Source organism: Blastopirellula sp. J2-11 (genome assembly GCF_024584705.1).
Lineage (GTDB): Bacteria > Planctomycetota > Planctomycetia > Pirellulales > Pirellulaceae > Blastopirellula.
The window spans coordinates 647,778-666,266 of the sequence record NZ_CP097384.1 but is presented as its reverse complement, the minus strand read 5'-3'; the positions used below and the strand labels follow the sequence as shown (position 1 = coordinate 666,266).

At 55.8% G+C, this 18,489-nt stretch carries 17 protein-coding genes; 11 read left to right on the top strand and 6 right to left on the bottom strand.

All coding sequences use genetic code 11. The features are described from left to right. Positions 1-110: 110 nt before the first annotated feature. The 4 genes from M4951_RS02750 to M4951_RS02735 form a co-directional block, all read right to left on the bottom strand. Positions 111-371 (bottom strand): hypothetical protein, encoded by a 261-nt coding sequence (locus M4951_RS02750; RefSeq protein ID WP_262024957.1) that lies wholly within the window; start codon positions 369-371, stop codon positions 111-113. A gap of 105 nt (positions 372-476) precedes the next feature. Then, positions 477-1,748 carry a hypothetical protein gene (locus M4951_RS02745; protein ID WP_262024956.1) on the bottom strand — a complete coding sequence of 424 codons (1,272 nt, stop codon included), beginning with the start codon at positions 1,746-1,748 and terminating at the stop codon, positions 477-479. Positions 1,749-1,918: 170 nt separating this feature from the next. Continuing rightward, positions 1,919-4,594 carry a serine/threonine-protein kinase gene (locus M4951_RS02740; protein ID WP_262024955.1) on the bottom strand — a complete coding sequence of 892 codons (2,676 nt, stop codon included), beginning with the start codon at positions 4,592-4,594 and terminating at the stop codon, positions 1,919-1,921. 20 nt (positions 4,595-4,614) lie between these two features. Then, positions 4,615-5,211, bottom strand: coding sequence for an RNA polymerase sigma factor (locus M4951_RS02735; protein WP_262024954.1), 597 nt, complete (start codon positions 5,209-5,211; stop codon positions 4,615-4,617). Between the two features lie 334 nt (positions 5,212-5,545). Between M4951_RS02735 and M4951_RS02730 the strand changes: the two genes are divergently transcribed. The 3 genes from M4951_RS02730 to M4951_RS02720 all read left to right on the top strand — a co-directional run bounded on the left by M4951_RS02730 (position 5,546) and on the right by M4951_RS02720 (position 8,179). After that, positions 5,546-6,310 (top strand): hypothetical protein, encoded by a 765-nt coding sequence (locus M4951_RS02730; RefSeq protein ID WP_262024953.1) that lies wholly within the window; start codon positions 5,546-5,548, stop codon positions 6,308-6,310. 70 nt (positions 6,311-6,380) lie between these two features. Further along, positions 6,381-7,178 (top strand): hypothetical protein, encoded by a 798-nt coding sequence (locus M4951_RS02725; RefSeq protein ID WP_262024952.1) that lies wholly within the window; start codon positions 6,381-6,383, stop codon positions 7,176-7,178. Then, positions 7,178-8,179: an HTTM domain-containing protein gene (locus tag M4951_RS02720; RefSeq protein ID WP_262024951.1), complete on the top strand. Its 1,002-nt coding sequence runs from the start codon at positions 7,178-7,180 to the stop codon at positions 8,177-8,179. The genes M4951_RS02725 and M4951_RS02720 overlap by 1 nt, the downstream gene beginning before the upstream one ends. A 25-nt stretch (positions 8,180-8,204) precedes the next feature. Here the strand turns inward: M4951_RS02720 and M4951_RS02715 are convergent, their stop codons facing one another. Further along, positions 8,205-9,341, bottom strand: coding sequence for a GNAT family N-acetyltransferase (locus M4951_RS02715; RefSeq protein WP_262024950.1), 1,137 nt, complete (start codon positions 9,339-9,341; stop codon positions 8,205-8,207). Positions 9,342-9,799: 458 nt separating this feature from the next. Between M4951_RS02715 and M4951_RS02710 the strand changes: the two genes are divergently transcribed. From M4951_RS02710 to M4951_RS02680, 7 genes are all read left to right on the top strand, one after another. Further along, positions 9,800-10,945 carry a CpaE family protein gene (locus M4951_RS02710; RefSeq protein ID WP_262024949.1) on the top strand — a complete coding sequence of 382 codons (1,146 nt, stop codon included), beginning with the start codon at positions 9,800-9,802 and terminating at the stop codon, positions 10,943-10,945. Next, positions 10,923-12,251 carry a CpaF family protein gene (locus M4951_RS02705; protein WP_262024948.1) on the top strand — a complete coding sequence of 443 codons (1,329 nt, stop codon included), beginning with the start codon at positions 10,923-10,925 and terminating at the stop codon, positions 12,249-12,251. Before M4951_RS02710 ends, M4951_RS02705 begins: the two co-directional genes overlap by 23 nt. 24 nt (positions 12,252-12,275) lie before the next feature. Further along, positions 12,276-13,229, top strand: coding sequence for a type II secretion system F family protein (locus M4951_RS02700; RefSeq protein ID WP_262024947.1), 954 nt, complete (start codon positions 12,276-12,278; stop codon positions 13,227-13,229). 216 nt (positions 13,230-13,445) lie between these two features. Beyond that, the gene (locus M4951_RS02695) at positions 13,446-14,207 is read left to right on the top strand and encodes a type II secretion system F family protein (RefSeq protein ID WP_262024946.1); all 762 of its coding nucleotides are present in this window, start codon (positions 13,446-13,448) and stop codon (positions 14,205-14,207) included. After that, positions 14,204-14,614, top strand: coding sequence for a TadE family protein (locus tag M4951_RS02690; protein WP_262024945.1), 411 nt, complete (start codon positions 14,204-14,206; stop codon positions 14,612-14,614). Before M4951_RS02695 ends, M4951_RS02690 begins: the two co-directional genes overlap by 4 nt. A 10-nt stretch (positions 14,615-14,624) precedes the next feature. Continuing rightward, complete coding sequence (locus M4951_RS02685) at positions 14,625-15,068, top strand: TadE/TadG family type IV pilus assembly protein (protein ID WP_262024944.1); 444 nt, start codon at positions 14,625-14,627, stop codon at positions 15,066-15,068. Positions 15,069-15,135: 67 nt separating this feature from the next. Beyond that, a complete protein-coding gene (locus M4951_RS02680; RefSeq protein WP_262024943.1) occupies positions 15,136-16,566 on the top strand; it encodes a pilus assembly protein TadG-related protein in 1,431 nt (476 codons plus the stop codon). A gap of 26 nt (positions 16,567-16,592) precedes the next feature. Here M4951_RS02680 and M4951_RS02675 read toward each other — a convergent pair whose 3' ends face one another. Continuing rightward, a complete protein-coding gene (locus M4951_RS02675) occupies positions 16,593-17,414 on the bottom strand; it encodes a class I SAM-dependent methyltransferase (RefSeq protein ID WP_262024942.1) in 822 nt (273 codons plus the stop codon). A 250-nt stretch (positions 17,415-17,664) separates the two neighbouring features. On the opposite strand from M4951_RS02675, the gene M4951_RS02670 reads away from it, so the two are divergent. Further along, positions 17,665-18,462 carry a DUF1223 domain-containing protein gene (locus M4951_RS02670; RefSeq protein WP_262024941.1) on the top strand — a complete coding sequence of 266 codons (798 nt, stop codon included), beginning with the start codon at positions 17,665-17,667 and terminating at the stop codon, positions 18,460-18,462. Positions 18,463-18,489 lie beyond the last annotated feature (27 nt).

Sequence of the window (18,489 nt, the reverse complement as noted above, 5' to 3'; positions counted from 1 at the left end):
CACCGGTTTCTGATGGGAACTCATTTGCGAAAGACAATTGGTAACAGAAACCGCGGCTAACGCCGTGCGGCTGATTTCGGGGAAGCCGAAAATAGCGGTTTGACAGAACACTAGTCTCTTCTGGCGCCAATCGCATACTTGGCGAAGTCGATAAGCCCGGCGAACTTGTAGCTGGGATCGACGTAATGCTCGATCACGTAAAACGCGAAGTAATAGGCGCGACAAAAGGCCCAAACCGCTAACGCCAACAAACCTGCGACGCGCCAATCGGGCGCAAAGAGCAGCAGCAAGACCGAGGCGAACAGCCCCAGCAAGACAAACAAAATCCCTTTCGCCCAGAGAGCCGTTCGGCTCTTGAGATCTCCCATCATCAGGCTCCGCAATCGATTACGCGAATGATTCTTCCGGCAGTCTAATCGCTCTCGACGGATCTCGCCACGATTCAGACGTCTGGCGCTGGGAACTCGGCGGTCGCGCTAGAAGCCGCGATTGATTTGCAGCAGATATTCGGCGTCGAAGAGACGTTCGGCGCGACCTGGGAACACGGCGCCGCTGCGGAGTCGCCAGCCGTTTCCTAGCGCTATTTGCAGGCCGGTGGTGAAGTTGAGAACCTCATACGCCGTGCCGGCTGAAGTATTGACCGACGCGGACGTCAAAGCCCCCGTCGCGGCAAATTGATCATCCTCTTCTAGCGGCGTGGTGTAATGCGCTTCGGCGATGATCGCCAAGCCGCGACCGCAACAACAAGAGGGAGGAACGAGCCAATAGCCGCCGCCGAAATCGAAACCAAGCAGCGTCGGTTGATTCACGCGGCCGATCAAATCGCCGCTTCCCGCTTGATTGAGCGTGACCCGTAGCGGGTCTCCCTGCGATGCGACGTCCAGTTGCGTAAAGAAATGTCCAAACCAACAACCGCTCCTCTTGGTCGCCGCAAGGAACGGCACAAAGTGAACCGCCTGGCTGTCGAGAGAAGCGAAGATGGGGCCATAGCTGATATCGCCCGACGAGCCGGTCGGCACTTCCAGCCCCAAGCCGGCTGACAGCGCGAACGACTCGTCGGCGTAGAGCAAGCGTTTGAGCAGCAAATTCAAGTTGCCGATGTTGCTGCCTTGGACGCCATAGGTGACGGCGTCAACCGGAAAACCTGCGGCTCCATCGGTATTGAACGCGCCCCCAAACGGCATCCGCAATTCCAGTGAAGTTCGCCCGCTGTCGAGCAATTTTTCGAATGCGATCATCGTGCGATGCAGTGACTGCGAATTGGCTTGCGGCGTCAGTCCCAACCGGTTGTCGGTCTGCACGTCGACGGCGTTATGAAAGTAGTTGTAGGCGACCCAAACGCGATCTGACGGCAACGCCTGATTGTTCTCGGCGATTCTCAAACCGGAGATTGCGGCCGCAATCGGAATCTCGGTTTGCAAGCGGGGCGCAGAACCAGTCGCCGGAGTCAACGACAACACCGGACCGCCGCGGCGAAAATCGCCGAACATCTCCGGAACCTCGAGCAACCGCGAACGACTGCTCGAGCGATAGTAGGCCTGAAGTTCATCCGAAGAGGAAGGACCGGAGGTCGATGTAAAGAGTGATGCGAACGGGCTGATGTAATTCGAGCGGTCAACCAGCGCGCTAGGCATGCCGGGAAAGGCGTTGGCGACAATCGGTCCGGAAGGCTGCGCCCATCCGGTTGTGGTGAGACTTCCCCAGAGTCCAATCGCTAGCACAAGCGACGCGACGATCTGCTTGTTCATCGGCGACTTCCTTGTCCACGGTCGCAACTTCCAACGAAGGCGACTTCCATGTTCCGATAGTGCGCAGTATCCCCCATCCATTCAGCGAGAGCGGCACATTCTCTCTATCGTCGCGGCGTAGCGAGATGCTTGCGGAAAGTTAAGTGAATTTTTCGCCCAGTCGACGCAGATTATTCGAGTGAATCGACCAAGCGTTTCAGTGCGGACAAATCGCCGCGCCACATCGGAGAACGGAGCGATGCGTTCGCCGGAATTTCTTGCGCTTTGCTCCAAGCGTCGATCGCTGTTTGCAACTGCTTTATCGCCAACGCTTTATCGCCCTGCCCTAGCGTGATGAGCCCTCGTTGGCGCAAACCGGCCAGACGAACCCGGACCGCATCTGGTTCGAGATCTTCGGCCGCCAGCGAATCGATTAACTCGGACTGGACCTTCCGCCAATTGATTTCCGCTTCCTGATAATTTTCACTCTCCAGCAACTGTTCGATCGCTTGCTGGCAGATTTCGATCAGGCGAATACGATAGGCTCGGTTGTCTGGAGCTAGCATGACGGCCGACGGCAGAATGTCGATCGCCTTTTGCAAGGATGGCGAAGGGGACTTCTCAAAGATCGACATCGTCAGCAAGCATTCGAGATAGCGCTGCCATAATCGCGTATCGGTCGAGTATTTGTAAGCAAGCCCCTCAAACCGACCGGTCGCGTCACGCAGCAGGGCGAGCGATTCGGGGGAAGTCCCCTTCGACAGTTCGAGCCGCGCCAGGTTGAATTGTCCTTGGGCGAAGTCACGGAGCAACTTCGGGTCATCATCTCGATCACGCAACAGTTGATGTCGTTGGCGCTGGGCCGCTTGTTGCTCTTGGAGCGCCTCGTCCGGTTTTCCTAAGGCGGCCATGATCAGCGCGTGATTCATCATTGCGTTGGCTAATTTGCGGCGAGCCTCGATGTCGGTTGGCGCATGGTTAACCGTGGTTTCGCGCAGCGCAATCGCTTTCGCAAACGCGGCCGCCGCTTCGTCCTGTTGACCAAGCGAGTGGAGCGCTTGACCGAGACCGTTCCAACTATCGCCCAGGCTGACTTGCACCTTTGGCGATGGGGGTTTCAGTTCTGGCGATTTCTCGGCGGCGGCGATCGCCTGGCGGAATTGTGCGGCCGCTTCGGTTGGACCTTGAATCTCCAGCGTCAGCATGCCCAACTGCTTGCGGGCTTCTAACAAATCGGCCGGCAGCGTCTTGTTTTCATCGGCCAAGTCAATCAGCATCTGATAGTGCTGCAAGCCGCGCTCCAGCAGATGCGCACGAATCGCTTCTTGTCCCGGCTGATCAAGCAGAGGCTCTTCCCGTACGAAGGTGAACAATTCATTGATCGCCGTCTGTCCCTGCTGGCTGTTCTGCATCACGCGTTCAAGTTGTCGCTGGGTCACGTACCATCCGATCCCTGCGACCACGGCGACCAGCAATAGCGAAGCGGCCAACCCGGCCGAAAGGGACGCGACCAGCGGATTACGTCGTCGCCAGCGATCGAGCCTGCCCCACATGTTGAGCGGCCGAGAAACGATCGGCTCGCCGCGCTGGTAACGTTCCAAATCGTCCGCTAGTTCCGCCGCCGACGCAAACCGTAGATGCCGATCCTTTTGCAAACAACGCAAGCAGATCGTCTCCAAGTCGCGATCGACCTCTGGATTGAGAAATCGCGGCGAGACGGGATCATCTTCCAGCACCTGACGCAATGTTTCGGTCGGGTTGGCCGCCTGAAAGGGAGGTTTTCCGACCAGCAAGTGATAGAGCGTCGCACCCAGCGCGTAGACGTCGGCGCGGACATCCATCATACGCGAATTCCGAATCTGCTCGGGCGCCATGTACGGCGGCGTGCCGAGCACTTCGCCGGTCTGGGTCAATTGCTGCTGAGCCGACGCCAAACGGGCCAGTCCAAAGTCGGCGACCAACACGCGATCGTTTTGCGGATCGAGCATCAGGTTATGCGGCTTCAAGTCACGGTGGAGCAAACCGTGGGCATGTGCGGCCTGTACGCCGCGAGACGCCTGCGCCATGTACTGTGCGGCCAGGCGATTCGATAGCGGATTCTTACGGATCTCGGCCGCCAAGTCGCCGGCGACAATCGGCATCGTATAGAACAAGCGATCATCCGCTTCGCCGACGTCATAGACCGGCATGACATGGTCGTGCGACAAATTTGCCGCAGCGCGGACCTCCGTTTGGAATCGCTGGCGAATCTCCTCGCGCATTTCATGCGGAACGTCTGAAACGTTCGCGATTTTGATCGCTACCATACGACCTGCATTGAGTTGCTGAGCGCGATAAACCTTTCCCATACCGCCGCGGCCCAGCAGTTCGACCAGCTGGTACTTGCCAAACGGACGAGGAAAATGCTCGGCTCTACTCCAGGGCGGCGCTGTGGAATAGCGCCGCGTTTGTTCGGCCCGCTCGGCATTTCCTTGGGCAAACGAGGAGAGCGGCAGTTGTAGTTGCGGAAATCGCTGTTGATATTCGGCCGGCAGTGGAGGAAAGGGAGACTGCTTGCGCGCATAGATCTCTTGATCAACGAGACGCTGCAAGATATTTGGTTCCTGAAGTTGCGGAAAGCGATCGAGGTATTTTTCGACGAGCGGTTGTTGATCGAGCGCCAACGTTTCAAGATTCGAATCGATCTTAGCCGGGTGCGAAGAGAGCTGTTGCCAGCGAAACTCCAGATCAATGCAGATCAGTTCTTCCAAAGTGGCCAGGTAAGAAGGAGCGTCAGGCGTCGGCAGATAGTCCACGATATCACCGCTATGGCCCCGTAACCAATCCGATTCAAAATGGCGGCGAATTTCTTCATCAACGGCGTTCATCACAGACCTATCGATAACAACTAGCTGAGACTTAAATCGGTTTGCAAGATCGCCTGCAGCGATTCGCGAATTTTGGCCTGCATTCGCCGAACGGTTCGTTGACTGCAGCCAACCGCCTCGGCGATCTCGTCTTGCGTCTGACCATCGAGGGTTCGTTGCAATATCTCTTGCTGCTCAGCGCTGAGGTGCTTCAAGATCGATTCCAGAAAGTCGGCGAAATCGATCTGAGCTAGTTCATCTTCCAGCGCCGATCCCTTGCCGGCGGCCGGTTCATCCACCAGGGATTGCTCGCGATTCATGCCGCGACAGGCGCGACCATGAAAGCGAGCCTGCAGCCGCGCTTTATTCAAGGTGATCGTTAACAAGAGTCGCCACAAGTCGCTGCGATCCTGGATCGAAAACTCCCCCTGGCGCACGCGTCGAAAAAAGGTGCGACAGGCCGACTGAACAACGTCTTCGGGATCGACGCGGCGCTTTAACTGTTGCGACAACTGACGATCCGCGATCCGGTGCAGCGGACCGGCGTAGGTTCGCCAAAACTCTTCTTCAATTGCGGCGTCGCCAGCGGCCAATGCGGCGAACCACGCTTGAGCAGGCCATACGTCTTGTTCATCCATGCGGCTGGTCTCTTGAAAAATAAAGAACAGGGGAAACGCTGGGCCCCTACCCTGATTAAATGCGCCCAGGCGCAAATACCTTTCAGAGATTGCTGCGATTCTGACAAAGCGGACAAGAAATCTCATTCTTCCACAGGAATCGGCCCCTCGCCATCTATTTCGGCCCGGCGGCGGGAGTCAGAAGAGAGGAAAACGGCTCAAACGGGCTCGAAGCGCAGAACCGAGAAAAATGTTTCTTGTTTTCTGTCCGGTTTGAGCCGCTCAGGTCAATCCTCACTGTGAAGCGACGCTTGCTGTGAAACGTCGCTCAGAAAATTCCAACCGGAGAATAACGATGCTTTTGAATTTGCAGAAATTGTTCGGCGCCGTCACTTTGCTCGGGGCCTCGTTTGTCACCACTTCGCTGGTCCAAGCAGACCATGCACCGCATCCCTCGAAGCCCCCCAAGGATCAACGGGACTTTATCTTTCGGGACTTCAAAGGTCCGCCGATTCGCCCGAAGTCATCGGCGATGCCGCGACCATTTGGCCTGAGCGGATCGAAAGCTCCGATGGTCAAAGATGCTCCCAAGCCAAGCGATTCGCCGAAGGATTGGCGATCGGACTATGTGCTCGACTTCAAACCGCCGGTTCGCCCCAAGGGCTCCACGTCGTCGCTGGGCCTTCGCCGTTCACAAACTCCGCGAGCCAAAGATGCTCCTAAGCCGACCGATCCGCCGAAGGATTGGCGCAAGTACGTCAACGGCGACTACAAGCCGAAACCGCGACCGAAACCTTCGATGTCACCCACCAAGTTTGGTCTGAGCGTGCCGCACAACCCGGCCGCTAAGGACGCGCCCAAGCCGAAAGATCCTCCGAGCAAATGGCGGAAGTACATCTTTGAAGACATCAAGGCGCCCACTCCGCGTCCCAAGCGACAGATTCCGCCGACCCACTACGACGCCGTCTTAGGCCGGCCCAAGAAGATCGGCTTTCCCCCGCCCACGACGCTTCCTTCCCACAAGCCGGGCCCGACCTTCCCGAATCCGAAAGATATTAAACGTCCTCCTTACACGCATCCCCCGCGTGATATTCGAGGCCCCCGCGGTCCCCTGAATTAGTCCTTCCTTCTGTGGCGCCCCGTCTTGCGTCTCGACGGGGCGTCCCATTTTTTTCAAGGAGTCGACGACAATGACCAACCAACTTTGGCGAAGCGGATGCAGCATCGCCCTCGGCTCGTTTATCGTTTGGCAATTGTTCTATCTTGCGGTCGCCAACAGCCTGGAAACGCTCGAAGTGGTCACGCTTCGCTTTCCCGAAACATCCTCCGCCATCACCAAGGCGCTGGACGAAAGTCGCGCCGGAAATCATCCACATGAGTTGGGCGGTCTCTCTTCTCTCATCTACGCTGTCGACAAATATGGTCAAGTCACCGAACAACCGCAGCGCTGGTCGCTGTTCGCTCCTAACATCAACGATCAAACCGCGTTTTTGGCCTGTGAATTTCGTTGGAACGACAGCGAACAATCGACCTGGCTGCTGTCAGACAACGAACCAAACGACACATCCAACTACCTTCGTTACGCGGGAAATCGAACCCGCAGCGTTGAACAAAATCTGATTTTGACGTTTACGTTCAATACGGGTGAAACCGAGCTGGAAGCTCGTCAGCGGTGGGCCAAGCAGATTCAAGACAAACTTGCGAACGATTTCGATATCTTGACCGTCTGGGCGTCGCTGCGAGTCGAAGAATTTCTCGCCGACTTTCCTAACGCACCTTCGCCGGATGAAATCGTCATTCATGTTCGCGGTTACGAAATCGCAGCGCCGGGATCGGACGGGCCAAGCCAATCGCCCGCTCCCTACTGCATGGCGATCGCTCGTTGGACGCCTGCCGCCGAGTATCCTCGCGATGTTATCCCGATTGAAGTTTACGATCCCGTCACGGAACAATTCATCTACCAACCTTGGGCGTCGGAGTCCGAATAATGAATGTCGCACCTGTTCAATCGTCAAGCGTCGTTGGCGTCACTCCTTGGCTGCCGCGGCCTCTTTCACGCATGCGTTGGTGGACGAAACCGCTCAACGCCCAGTTGTATGCGATGTTGCGGATCGGAATCGCCGCAGTGCTGCTGCTTGATCAGCTGTTGACAATGGCGCCGCAACTCGCCGTGCTTTACGGACGCGGCAGCACCGGCGACGTACGACTGTACAGTTGGTTCTTTGATAGGCCTCAGCTGCACTGGTCGTTGTTGCAGGGAATCAACGATCCGCAGGCGGTTTCGGTGATCTTCTATCTTTGGATCGCAGCGACCATCGGCCTGCTAATCGGCTGGAATACGCGACTCTGTGCGATCGCCGTTTGGGCGTTGTCGATTTCGTTCACGAATATGAACATGTACGCGATCAATGCAGGCGATCATATTCACGGCATGCTGCTGTTGTACGTCATGTTGACTCCGTGCGGCGCCGTCTGGTCGGTTGACGCTTGGCTGAAATCTTCGTCGCGAGCAGAACAAGAGCCGATTCAAGCGTCTCCTTGGGCGCTGCGACTTTTGCTGATTCAACTGGCTTGCATGTACTGCGCCAGCGGACTTTGCAAACTATCGGGACAAAATTGGCCTGCCGGCGACAGCTTGTACTACGTGATGCGTGACCTGAGCTTAACTCGCTTTTCGGCGGACGCATTGCCGACACCTTACTGGATCACGCAATGGATGACCTGGTCGGTCATGGTCTGGGAAGCCGGTTTTCCGTTGCTGCTGTCGTTTCGCCGGACGCGTATCGCGGCGCTGCTGTTTGGCGTTTCGATGCACTTAGGAATTTTTGTCACGATGGAACTCGGCTGTTTCCCACTGTACCTGTTGGCTGCTTACGTTCCACTGCTCGCCTACGAGTATCAAACATGGCGATCCGCGACCGCTTGGACGCCGAAAAACAGCAGCCAAACGGATATCTGTATCGCCACAACGACTGCGTTAGGCGCATGATCTGCACGCGAGTTCGTTGCGGCGACTAGGTCACCAAGCGCTTTTGACAACGCTCTTGAAAGCCTGGCAGAAGCGGATCGAGCGCCGCTTTGAGGCACAATGCTTGTGACCGCAACGACCAGGGAGAATAGTAGGTATAGTTGATCGCACGTCGCGATTCGGGAGCGAATCGTTTTTTATAGTCTTGCGTACCAGGCCCTAGATTGATCAGGCGATCACCGCGATGAAAACTATCTTTGACAACTTCATGCAACAAGACCGTACCCAGACTACCGATCGCGCAATCTGCGTCGTAGCCGCTACGCAGCGCATAGACTTCGCGTTGACAAAGATAGTTGTAGAGGAATGCGACTGGTCGCTCATCGAGATAGAGCACGTTCATATCGATCATTCCACGGCGACAAGCGACCTCGTGCAGTTCACGAAGTACAGGCCGGACGGCCGGGCTGCAGAATGCGGCGCCAAGACTCGACTTCGCCTGCCAGCTCTTTTGCGAGACGCAGAGACAGTCCTCGAACAAATCGTAGCGAGGATCTACCTCGCCGCTCTCCGGCTGCGTGCGATAGCGGACGAATTGCAAGTCGCCCAGATCCGCGACACGGCTTTGCTCACGGCGCATATTCCGTCGCCAGTTCTTCGATTGTCGTCCGATATATTCTTCCCAGGTTCCCGCCAATTCAATGACCGGCGCCTCCATGCGCGGACGGCGAAAAAATAGGCGCGACTGCTGCGTCAAGATCTTATCCATCTCAGCAAAACCGGCGGACTGCTCGCACAAATAACGTAGGTCGACCACATCCCAGTCACGGTCGCTGCGCAGTACGTGCTCGATCGCTAGTCGAAAACATTCGACCGAATCGCAGCCAATGGGGCCGAAAAAGGGGCCCCAATCTTCGAGCGGATAAGACAGCACGCGTAAGGCGCCGACTCGAAAATTTTGCTCACGAACGCAAAACGGCACAAACCCAATCGGTTCCTCGTTTTCAAGGATCACGAGGAGCCGCAGTTTTTGCGGTCGTGGAAAATGCTTCCAGGTCACCGCGAGCCATTCCCACGTCTGAAAGAACGTCGCGGCGGACGTTCTTGCATGCAGTTGATCCCACTGAGACGTCCAAAATGGCAACTGCCCAATATCATTGATCTCGAATATTCGTCGATTCATGCGTGCTGCCCCCAGCAATAGTATTTTCCAACCATAGCACCTCTCGCGAGGGTGGGCGGCGACCAACTGGAAGTACTTCTTGAAGTGACAGCTTTCTAGAAAACAGCGAGGAAACGAGAAAATTCTCATCGCGTTTCATTGCGATTTGGTTATGGAAGCGGTTTTGCACAATTCCACAGTGCAAACCATACTAATACTTATCGCATCATAACGATTAGTTGGAGATTTCCGGATTCGCAACTTCGGTTTATGCCGAATGTGCAATTCTCTTAAATAAATACGCAAGTTCTGATCGAGTCTCTCATCGCAACTCTTGACTTACATCTGTCTGAATCCAAATTTCAGTAACCCGCTAACGCAGGTCGGCGGGGACACAATTGATTGGGGGCAGTGCGACGCAACGTGCGTTCGCATCCATATCAAGAATCACGTTTCGGCGTGAGAAAGATGGACAGTCAATGAACGCTATTTTGCTGGGGCCGCGTAATCTGGCCCAATCGCTGGAAGGCATTCTTGCCCAGAGAGGCGTACGAGTTGCGAAGACGGTCAGTCAGCAATTAAGTGACGCTCGGGAAGAATTGTTGTTGATGCAGGAGAAGATGGATCTTCTTTGCGTCATCGCTGAACAAGACCCCAGCGTAACTCGTTCTACTTTGCAAGGTCTACGCTTACTAACCGACAAGCCGATCATTCTGTTCGGCGCTGTGACGTTACCGGCCGATATCATGCGATTTGTTCGCGCCGGAGCCACGGACTATATCAACGTCGCAGGCGACTTCGCCAATGAATTGGACGAGATCCTGTTCCACATGCAAGATCAGTCCAAGCGAGACGTTCAATCCGGCGAAATCATCGCCTTTTGCGGCGCAAGCGGCGGAGTTGGCGTGACCACGCTGGCGGTTAACTGCGGACTTAGCTTAGCCCAGGAGGGCGCCAGCGTCGCCCTGGTCGACCTGAATCTTTGCGGCGGAGACGCGTCTCTTCACCTGGGACTACAGCCGGAGAGCAACATTTTGGAATGCGCCGTCAGCGCCGACGACATTCATGCGGTGACCGTTAGCAAGCTGTTGTCGCGGCACGAGTCTGGGATGAATCTCTTGGCGGCTCCGCAATTTCTGGATGGTCAGGAAATCATGCAACCAGAATCGATTCACCGCACCATCGGCGTTCTCGCTGCGATGCACGACTACGTAATCATCGACATGGAAGATGTATTTCATCGTGAACAGATCGCGGCGCTAACGTTGGTCGATCACTTGTACGTCGCATTTCGAATCGAGTTTCCGTCGCTTGTACGCACGCGCAGGTTGCTCGACTATTTAGCCGCCAATGAGATGAATAACGTCCATTTATGCGCCAATCGAACGGCGCAGGGAAGCGGCATCACCAAGGAAAGAGCTGAACCTGTGCTGCGTCGCTCGATTGACTATTTGATCCCCGAGGAGACGCGGATGGCGACCGACGCTATCAACGTGGGAGTACCTGTCGTAGTTGAGTATCCCCGCTCCAAGCTCGCCAAAGCATGCATACAGATTAGCGGCGACATAAAACGACATTTTGAACTTAAAGCCGAGATGAACCATGTTTCAGAGCCGATCAGCTAAGTTTTCGCTCGCCGCACCGACGCCAACACCCAAAAAACTGGGACTGCCGTATGATGTCGTCAAAGGCCGAATCCATAAATCCCTCGTCGATCGTATCGATGTGCGCGCCATGGATCAGATGAATGACCAATCGCTTCGACACGAATTAAAAGGGGCGATTGAGGATATCTTTCTGACCAATCCTGACCTGATCTCTTTTACCGACAAAGATCAACTGACGGCTGAACTCATCGACGAGATGATCGGATTCGGCCCTCTGGAAACTCTGTTTCGAGATTCAACCATCTCCGACATTTTAATCAATGGTCCCAACGACGTTTACATAGAGCGAACTGGCGCGATCGAGCGGAGCAAAGTCCGCTTCAACAGTCGTGAGCAGCTGCTGCGAGTCATTCAGCGAATCGCTTGTAAAGCAGGCCGGCGAATCGACGAGTCGAGTCCGATGGTCGACGCTCGTCTGCCAGACGGAAGTCGCTTCAACGCCGTCATCGCACCGCTGGCGATCGACGGCGCACTGGTGTCGATTCGTCGTTCAACGACACAGTCGATGACCCCGCTCCAGTTTGTCGAAGCGGGATCGCTGTCGTCCGAGATGCTTGAGTTCCTGCAAGCCGCAATTCGCGCGCGCCTGAATATTATCGTCTCCGGCGGCACTGGCAGCGGCAAGACGACGCTATTGAACATGCTGTCGGGATTTGTCGCGCCTCATGAACGGATCGTCACCATCGAAGACGCCGCCGAGCTCAAATTGCGTCAACCGCACGTGGCGCGACTGGAGACGCGACCGGCGAATATCGAAGGGAGCGGCTGCGTCACGACGCGGGATCTTGTGAAAAATGCGCTGCGCATGCGACCGGACCGAATCATTGTCGGCGAATGCCGCGGAGCCGAAGCCTTTGACATGCTGCAAGCGATGAATACCGGCCATGACGGCAGCATGACAACGCTACACGCCAACGGCGCGACCGACGCATTGCAACGTCTTGAAATGCTTGTCGGCATCTCGCAGCAAGAGCTTTCGATGTGGTGCATCCAACGTCAAATCTCTTCCTCCGTAGATCTGGTCGTACACGTATCACGTTCGCATGACGGGATTCGCCGCGTCACCGAAATCAGTCAGTTAGCTCGGGGAGAACAGGGGGAACTGATCGCCGAGTCGATCTTTTCCTATTTGGAATCGATGAATGAAGAGACCGGCCAGGTGCAAGGCCGATTCAACGCGCACGGCGTCACGCCGCGTGCGATCGACCAGATTCGAGCCAGCGGCTGCGTTTTGCCGCCTACCCTCTTTCAAAATTGCGGCTAAGCCGCCGCTTGTGGAGCTATCGCGATGTCCATTTCATCCGTAATGCTGTTTACCTTCATCGGCGTGACGTTTTCCATCGTCAGTATCGGTTGGATTGTTTACGACCTGTTCTTCAGCGTGCGTCATCGCGCAGACGACCGTTTGAAAGATGTCTTTTCCGACGAAATGCGCTCGCGGACCAATACATCGCCGTTGCTACGAGAACTGAACAACCCGAACGCCGGCTTTACGTTCAATTCCCGGTTATTGGCGACGCGGTTCACGACATGGCTTGAACAGTCGGGATCGCAACTGAGTCCGCGGGACTTCGCTCTGTCGTCCCTTTGTTTGGCGGCGATCGGTGGCGGCGGAATTTACTACTTAACCAACTCCTTCTTCCTAGCGCCGCTCGGCATGATCGCCGGGGCTTTGCCTGCCGCGTGCATTTGTCATCGCAGACTGCAACGAACCGAAATGTTGACGCAGCAACTGCCCGAAGCGTTTTCTGCGATTTCTCGCGCTCTCCGCGCAGGCCAAGGGTTGCCGACAGCGATTCAGATGGTCGCCAATGATTTTCCGAAACCGTTGTCAGAGGAGTTTACGCACTACTACGAACAGCAACATCTAGGCGTCGCGAACGAGGTTGCGCTGCGCGATATGGTTCGGCGCGTCGATGTCATGGAATTACGGATTTTTGCAGTCGCGTTGATCGTTCAACAGCGCGCCGGCGGCAATCTTGCCGACCTACTGAAAAAGCTGGCCGATCTTATACGCAAGCGAGTCAAGATGAGGCGCCGCGTCAAGGCGCTGACTGGCGAAGGTCGCATGCAAGCGGTCGTTTTGATCGCGATGCCGGTTTTGGTGCTCGCCGCGTTAGCACTGGTCGCTCCCGAGTATAGCAGCGTTCTCTGGGAACATTACGAGATACTCGTTGGCTGTGCGATTTCGCAATGCATCGGCGCCTTCCTCATCTCTCGAATCGTGAACATTGACTATTAAACAGGCGGAAATATGGATGCATTCTCCAATCTCTGGATCATACAAACCGCAATCTTCGCCTTTGTTTTTTGCGGGGTCTTGTATGCGTTAACCAGGTCTCGTATCGCCGTTGTGAAATCCGATGCACGACTCGACTCGTATTTGCGGGAAGTCGAAAATCGGACAAAAGTTGAGCCAGGACCAAACTCACTCGCCAGCAGTCTCAATTTTATCGAAATGCGACTGTTGCCAAATGAAGAGGAGTCGCGCGGCTACTATACGCGGCGATTGGTTTCAGGCGGGTTCCACAATCCGACGGCGATCTCGTTATTCATGCTGGCGCGTCTATTGCTCATGGTTTGTCCGGTGTTTATCGCATTGCCGATCGCATTGCTGGGCATTTTTCCATTTCATGCAACCATCCTTGTCGGCGTCTGCCTCGGTTTTATTGGGATCTTGATCCCAGAATTATGGTTACGATCTTGCACTCAACAGCGACAAAAACGTCTGCGAGAATCGTTGCCCGATTTCGTCGACCTCGTTGTAACATGCCTTGAAGGAGGCATGGGCGCGGCGGAAGCGATCAGCCACGTGCATCAAGAGTTATCGTCGACACATGCGGAACTCTCTTATGAGCTCGCCCTCGTGGCGCGCGACGGGACGCTCGGCATCTCGCTTGACAACTCATTCCGCCGCATGGCGGATCGTACCGGAGTGGAGGAAGTGCAAACGCTCTCAACCTTTCTGGAGCATTCCCAACGATTCGGTTCGGCGATGGGTGAAGCGATGCACGAACTTTCCGACATGCTCCGATATCAACGAGAACAACGCGCCGAGGAACGTGCGCAACAAGCTTCCGTCAAAATTCTGATTCCGACTTTATTGTTTATCTTTCCTACGATCTTTGTCGTGCTCGCGGGACCTGCCGCAATTCAGATTAGCGGCAAGCTCTGCGACTCCACCTTGAATGCGGATGAAAGCGAAAGCGACTCAAAATGAACCACGCCAAACGAACTGCAGCGGCGGCTATTGAATTGGCGGTATGCCTGCCGTTGCTGATTACGATCACGATCTTTACGGTTGACGCCGCCAACGTGCAATACGCCAAAATCACTCTGGACAACGCCGTACGCAACGGTGTCCATCGCGGAGCGACAATGCAATTCACGCCATTTACGTACGAAAGTTGGAGCGATATTTCGGAACAAACCATTCGTCAAGAGATGGAAATAATGCCAGATTTCGAATCTCAAAATTTCCAAGTCAACGTCGAAGCAATCGAGCAAGACGATCGCGTTACTGTGATTGCAACCGCTACCTATCAAATATCAACGCTGTTTAATTGGAGCGGCATGGGAACTGAAGTGACGCTCGCACGTCAGTACGAAATGCGCCAAGTGCGTTAGGAGAAATATAATGCAAATACCTCGCCAGCGACGGCAAGGCACGGCGATGATCGAAGGCGTATTCTGCCTGGTTGTCGTCTTCTTCATGCTAGTCGGCATGTTGGAGTTTGGCGTCGCTTCGTTACGCCGCAATTTACTCCGTGACAGCGCCTCGCGAGTCGCTCGAGCGGCGGTACTTCGAGGTGAAAAGAGCGATTTCTCGGAGTGGGGACCGAACCGTGTAGAACTGACGGCGGCGGCGGATGACTCAATTGCCGTGGCGATTCGTCCTTCTCTGGCGACGATGGCGCCCGAGGATGTTCGCATCATCGTTGATTGGCTGGACGGCGACAATCTGACCGATCAACGGGTCAACGTCATCGTCGAGTACGACCATGATTTTCTGTTTGGCAATATTTGGATGATCAATCAGTTGAACTTAAAAGCGGAAACTCAAATGCGTATTGAACGATAGGGGCCTATATATGTTCAGACATCGACGTACTTCGCAGCGCGCATGTCGCCGACGCGGAAAAATTCTTGTGCTGGTCGTGCTTCTGCTGCCGGCATTGTTCGCCAGCATGTTGCTCGTGTTTGACGGCAGTCGAGTGACAACCGAGTCGCGTTCGCTGCAACATATGGCGGACGCCGCCGCGTTGGTCGCGGCAGACGAACTATATCGAGCCGAATCAACCAGTACGGCGATCACCGCGGCGGAGGCGAACTTTCTCGCCAACGACGATTTGGCCAACGGCGCTGTTCAAGTCAACATTCCGCCTACTTCCGGTGAGTTCACAGGCTCCAGTCGACATGCCGAAATCATCATCAACCGTCCGCTCGACAACTATTTTGGCGGGATCTTTCAGCTTGCCCAAGATACGTCGCTGTCAGTGCGAGCCGTAGCCGGCATCGAACCGGCGACGGACGATGCGGCGATCGTCGTGCTCGACGAAGATCCGCCGCCTCTCAAGCTTTTGCAGGCGTTGCCAATTATTCCGTCGTTGCCAACGCTGATCGGCGGTTTCGAAATCCTTGGACTGGGGCGCGTTACCGTCGACGGCGCGGTCCTTGTCAACAACACCTGGGGAGGCGAAGACGAGTTCGGCTTACCGGCTGGACTATCGCAGGGACCTCCCTATGCGGTCGCCTGCACTCCGATTCTGCCGCTCGCGAAACTTCAAGCCAGCGACTTACGCGTCGCCGGCGGAGTCGACCGTCGCCAAAACTATCGCGGACATGATGGCGACTATTCGACCATGTTGCGCGCCGGCAGTCGCCCTGTTCCAGATCCGCTGCGTGAAGTTCCGCCGCCGACCGTTTCCGTTGACCCGGTCAACATCGTCGATAACTATTATGGAGGCAAAACGATCGTCGGCTTGCCTTTGATCGGCCCTCCTACCCTGCTTAGGCCAGGCGTGTACGAGTGGATCAATATCGTCACGGGAAACGTGATTTTTGAACCGGGAGTCTACGTTATTCGGAGCAAAAGCCCGTTGACTCAACTCTCGCTAACGATGCTGGCGGCGAATGTTCAGGCCCACGGAGTGATGTTCTATATCACCGATAACAATAGCTATTCGGTCCATTCCCCCGGCGTCGACGCTTTCGATGGAGAAACGCATCCCGGCAATGTCGGAGCGCTTGAGCTGTTACCAAGCGCCGTCATCAACATCGGCGTTCTCGGAAGTTCTTACTCACCGCTTAATAGTCCCAGCAGTCCCTACGACGGAATGATGATTTATCAGCGCCGTCATGATCGTCGTCCCATCGTGCTGGTGCAAGAAAACTTGCTCGGACCGGGGACGATCAGCGGCACGCTCTATAGCAAATGGGGGCATCTGTTGCTTGCCGGCAAAGGAACATTCGACACTCGGATCGTGACGGGCACCTTGCGGATCATCGCGTTGCTGGATGTCGATATCGCTCCGACATGGAAACTAGACCCAGCCTATGAAGTTTATTTGGTCGAGTAGACGCCGCTTCGCCTACCACTGTTGCGCTAACCAAACCGGTAGCGCAACAGACGCCCAAACCGCCGCAGCGGCGGCGCCAGGTGCATGATCTGGGCGAGAGTTCGTAGCGGCCAAGAGATCCGCGTCAACTGCTCGGGATCAAGTCTCGTTTGCTCGTCGACAAACGTCAGACGCGGCGCCTGCGCCACCAGCGAATGAGGATCGCCCAGCCCCCAGCGCAACTTGGCGCCGGTCGCTTGAATCGATGGCAGAAGATTGAGGATCCGCACGCCCAAACGCGTATAGGCGTCAAACGCGATTTCTCCCTGATCGAAATGAGTCGTGATCTGCTGGAACAATCGCGGCACGGCGTCCATCGGCAAATAGGGAAGCACTCCTTCAGCGACAACCAAAGTCGGGCGATCGCGGGGCGTCACATCGAGCCAACCATCGTCTAGAATCGATGCGCCTATCCAATCACAGCCAGGGCGATCTCCATACATACGGCGACGCAGCGCGATCACCTCCGGAAAATCGACCTCGAACCAGGCGACATCACGGGAGGGGTTTACCCGCAGGATTCGACTATCCAATCCGCACCCCAAATGCAGCACCGTTGCTTGCGGATATCGATTCAGGAAGTCACGCGTCCAATCGTCGAGCACCTTCGAGCGCATCGCCAAGCTAATCATTCCGTCGCGGGTCACGCGCAACTTGGGGAAATCATAGTCGAGTCGCTCCACTACGTCGGCGGCAAAGTGATCCTGCAACAACGAATCGGGAAGTCGACTCTCCTCGGCCTTCCCATATAGCGTGATCAGCAGCGTTTCCCGCTCATGGGTCAGTTCGATCGATTCCTTTGCGGTCACTCTGGCTCTTTCGTCGTTTCGCCGCTGGATGGGGCTCGCCTGATTCCATTCTCGGGAAAGCGTCGATCGCTCCAAGAGGGCGACCCGACCGTTTGGGGGCGATTCTCGGCAGATCCGCCAAGTTTCGTCCGCCACCTCACCGACTTGCGACGATTTCAACGCCAGTATAGTAAGATTGGGAAAGCTCGGCCGCACTCACGCTCCCACGAGTCGCGGCCAGAACTCTTCTCCCTCGCGGAAGGCAAATCCGATGACTCCGTTGCAGATTTCTCGTCGCATGGCGCTTCGCATGGCCGCCGGACTGACCATCGGTTTCAGCCCATCTCTGGATGCGCCGCTGCGCGGCGAAGAGGAAACGACCGCTCAAGCGGCGACCTCTGGATTTGCGCTGATCGAACTTTTTACCTCCGAAGGTTGCAACAGTTGTCCCAGCGCTGACCAGAACCTGGCGCGCGTGAATCTTATAGCGCAGCAGCAGAAGTTGCCGATCTACACCCTCTCGTTTCACGTCGACTATTGGAATTATCTGGGTTGGGAAGATCCCTTCAGTGACGCCGCTTTTTCGCAACGTCAACGAATTTACGCCCAGGCGTTTAACGCCGATCGAGTTTACACGCCGCAAATGATCGTCAATGGCCGTGTCGAGTTCGTCGGATCGAATCAAGCGACGACCGATCGCGCAATCGACGCAGGGCTCCGCAGTCAACCAATCACGCAATTAAAAGTCAACGTCACCTCTCAGGCCAACATGGCCCAGGTCACCTGGAGGGGAACCGATCTAGCGGAGCACGATTCGTTGCAATTAGCGTTGGTGCAAAAGCGGGCCTCGCGTCAGGTCGATGCGGGAGAAAACAAAGGCCGAACGCTCTCCCACGTCAACGTCGTTCGCAAGCTGCAGATGATTCAATCGCCTGCCGCCGTCGGCCAAGCCAAGCTAGAACTGCCGCCGCAAGTCGATCCGGCCGATTATCATCTCACCGCGCTGGTTCAGTCACGCACCGATCAGAAAATCCGCTTCGCAGCCCAAGCAGAGTTCGCAGCGTCGTAAAATCAAGGAGACGCGGCCTCTTACAAT

Excerpts from the sequence above, each read along its gene's own strand:
- M4951_RS02710 (WP_262024949.1), top strand. The coding sequence starts at position 9,800 with ATGAACGCTATTTTGCTGGGGCCGCGTAATCTGGCCCAATCGCTGGAA.
- M4951_RS02730 (WP_262024953.1), top strand. The coding sequence starts at position 5,546 with ATGCTTTTGAATTTGCAGAAATTGTTCGGCGCCGTCACTTTGCTCGGG.
- M4951_RS02740 (WP_262024955.1), bottom strand. The coding sequence starts at position 4,594 with ATGAACGCCGTTGATGAAGAAATTCGCCGCCATTTTGAATCGGATTGG.
- M4951_RS02690 (WP_262024945.1), top strand. The coding sequence starts at position 14,204 with ATGAACCACGCCAAACGAACTGCAGCGGCGGCTATTGAATTGGCGGTA.
- M4951_RS02725 (WP_262024952.1), top strand. The coding sequence starts at position 6,381 with ATGACCAACCAACTTTGGCGAAGCGGATGCAGCATCGCCCTCGGCTCG.
- M4951_RS02715 (WP_262024950.1), bottom strand. The coding sequence starts at position 9,341 with ATGAATCGACGAATATTCGAGATCAATGATATTGGGCAGTTGCCATTT.
- M4951_RS02670 (WP_262024941.1), top strand. The coding sequence starts at position 17,665 with ATGACTCCGTTGCAGATTTCTCGTCGCATGGCGCTTCGCATGGCCGCC.
- M4951_RS02735 (WP_262024954.1), bottom strand. The coding sequence starts at position 5,211 with ATGGATGAACAAGACGTATGGCCTGCTCAAGCGTGGTTCGCCGCATTG.
- M4951_RS02685 (WP_262024944.1), top strand. The coding sequence starts at position 14,625 with ATGCAAATACCTCGCCAGCGACGGCAAGGCACGGCGATGATCGAAGGC.
- M4951_RS02700 (WP_262024947.1), top strand. The coding sequence starts at position 12,276 with ATGTCCATTTCATCCGTAATGCTGTTTACCTTCATCGGCGTGACGTTT.
- M4951_RS02705 (WP_262024948.1), top strand. The coding sequence starts at position 10,923 with ATGTTTCAGAGCCGATCAGCTAAGTTTTCGCTCGCCGCACCGACGCCA.
- M4951_RS02695 (WP_262024946.1), top strand. The coding sequence starts at position 13,446 with ATGCGACTGTTGCCAAATGAAGAGGAGTCGCGCGGCTACTATACGCGG.
- M4951_RS02745 (WP_262024956.1), bottom strand. The coding sequence starts at position 1,748 with ATGAACAAGCAGATCGTCGCGTCGCTTGTGCTAGCGATTGGACTCTGG.
- M4951_RS02720 (WP_262024951.1), top strand. The coding sequence starts at position 7,178 with ATGAATGTCGCACCTGTTCAATCGTCAAGCGTCGTTGGCGTCACTCCT.
- M4951_RS02750 (WP_262024957.1), bottom strand. The coding sequence starts at position 371 with ATGATGGGAGATCTCAAGAGCCGAACGGCTCTCTGGGCGAAAGGGATT.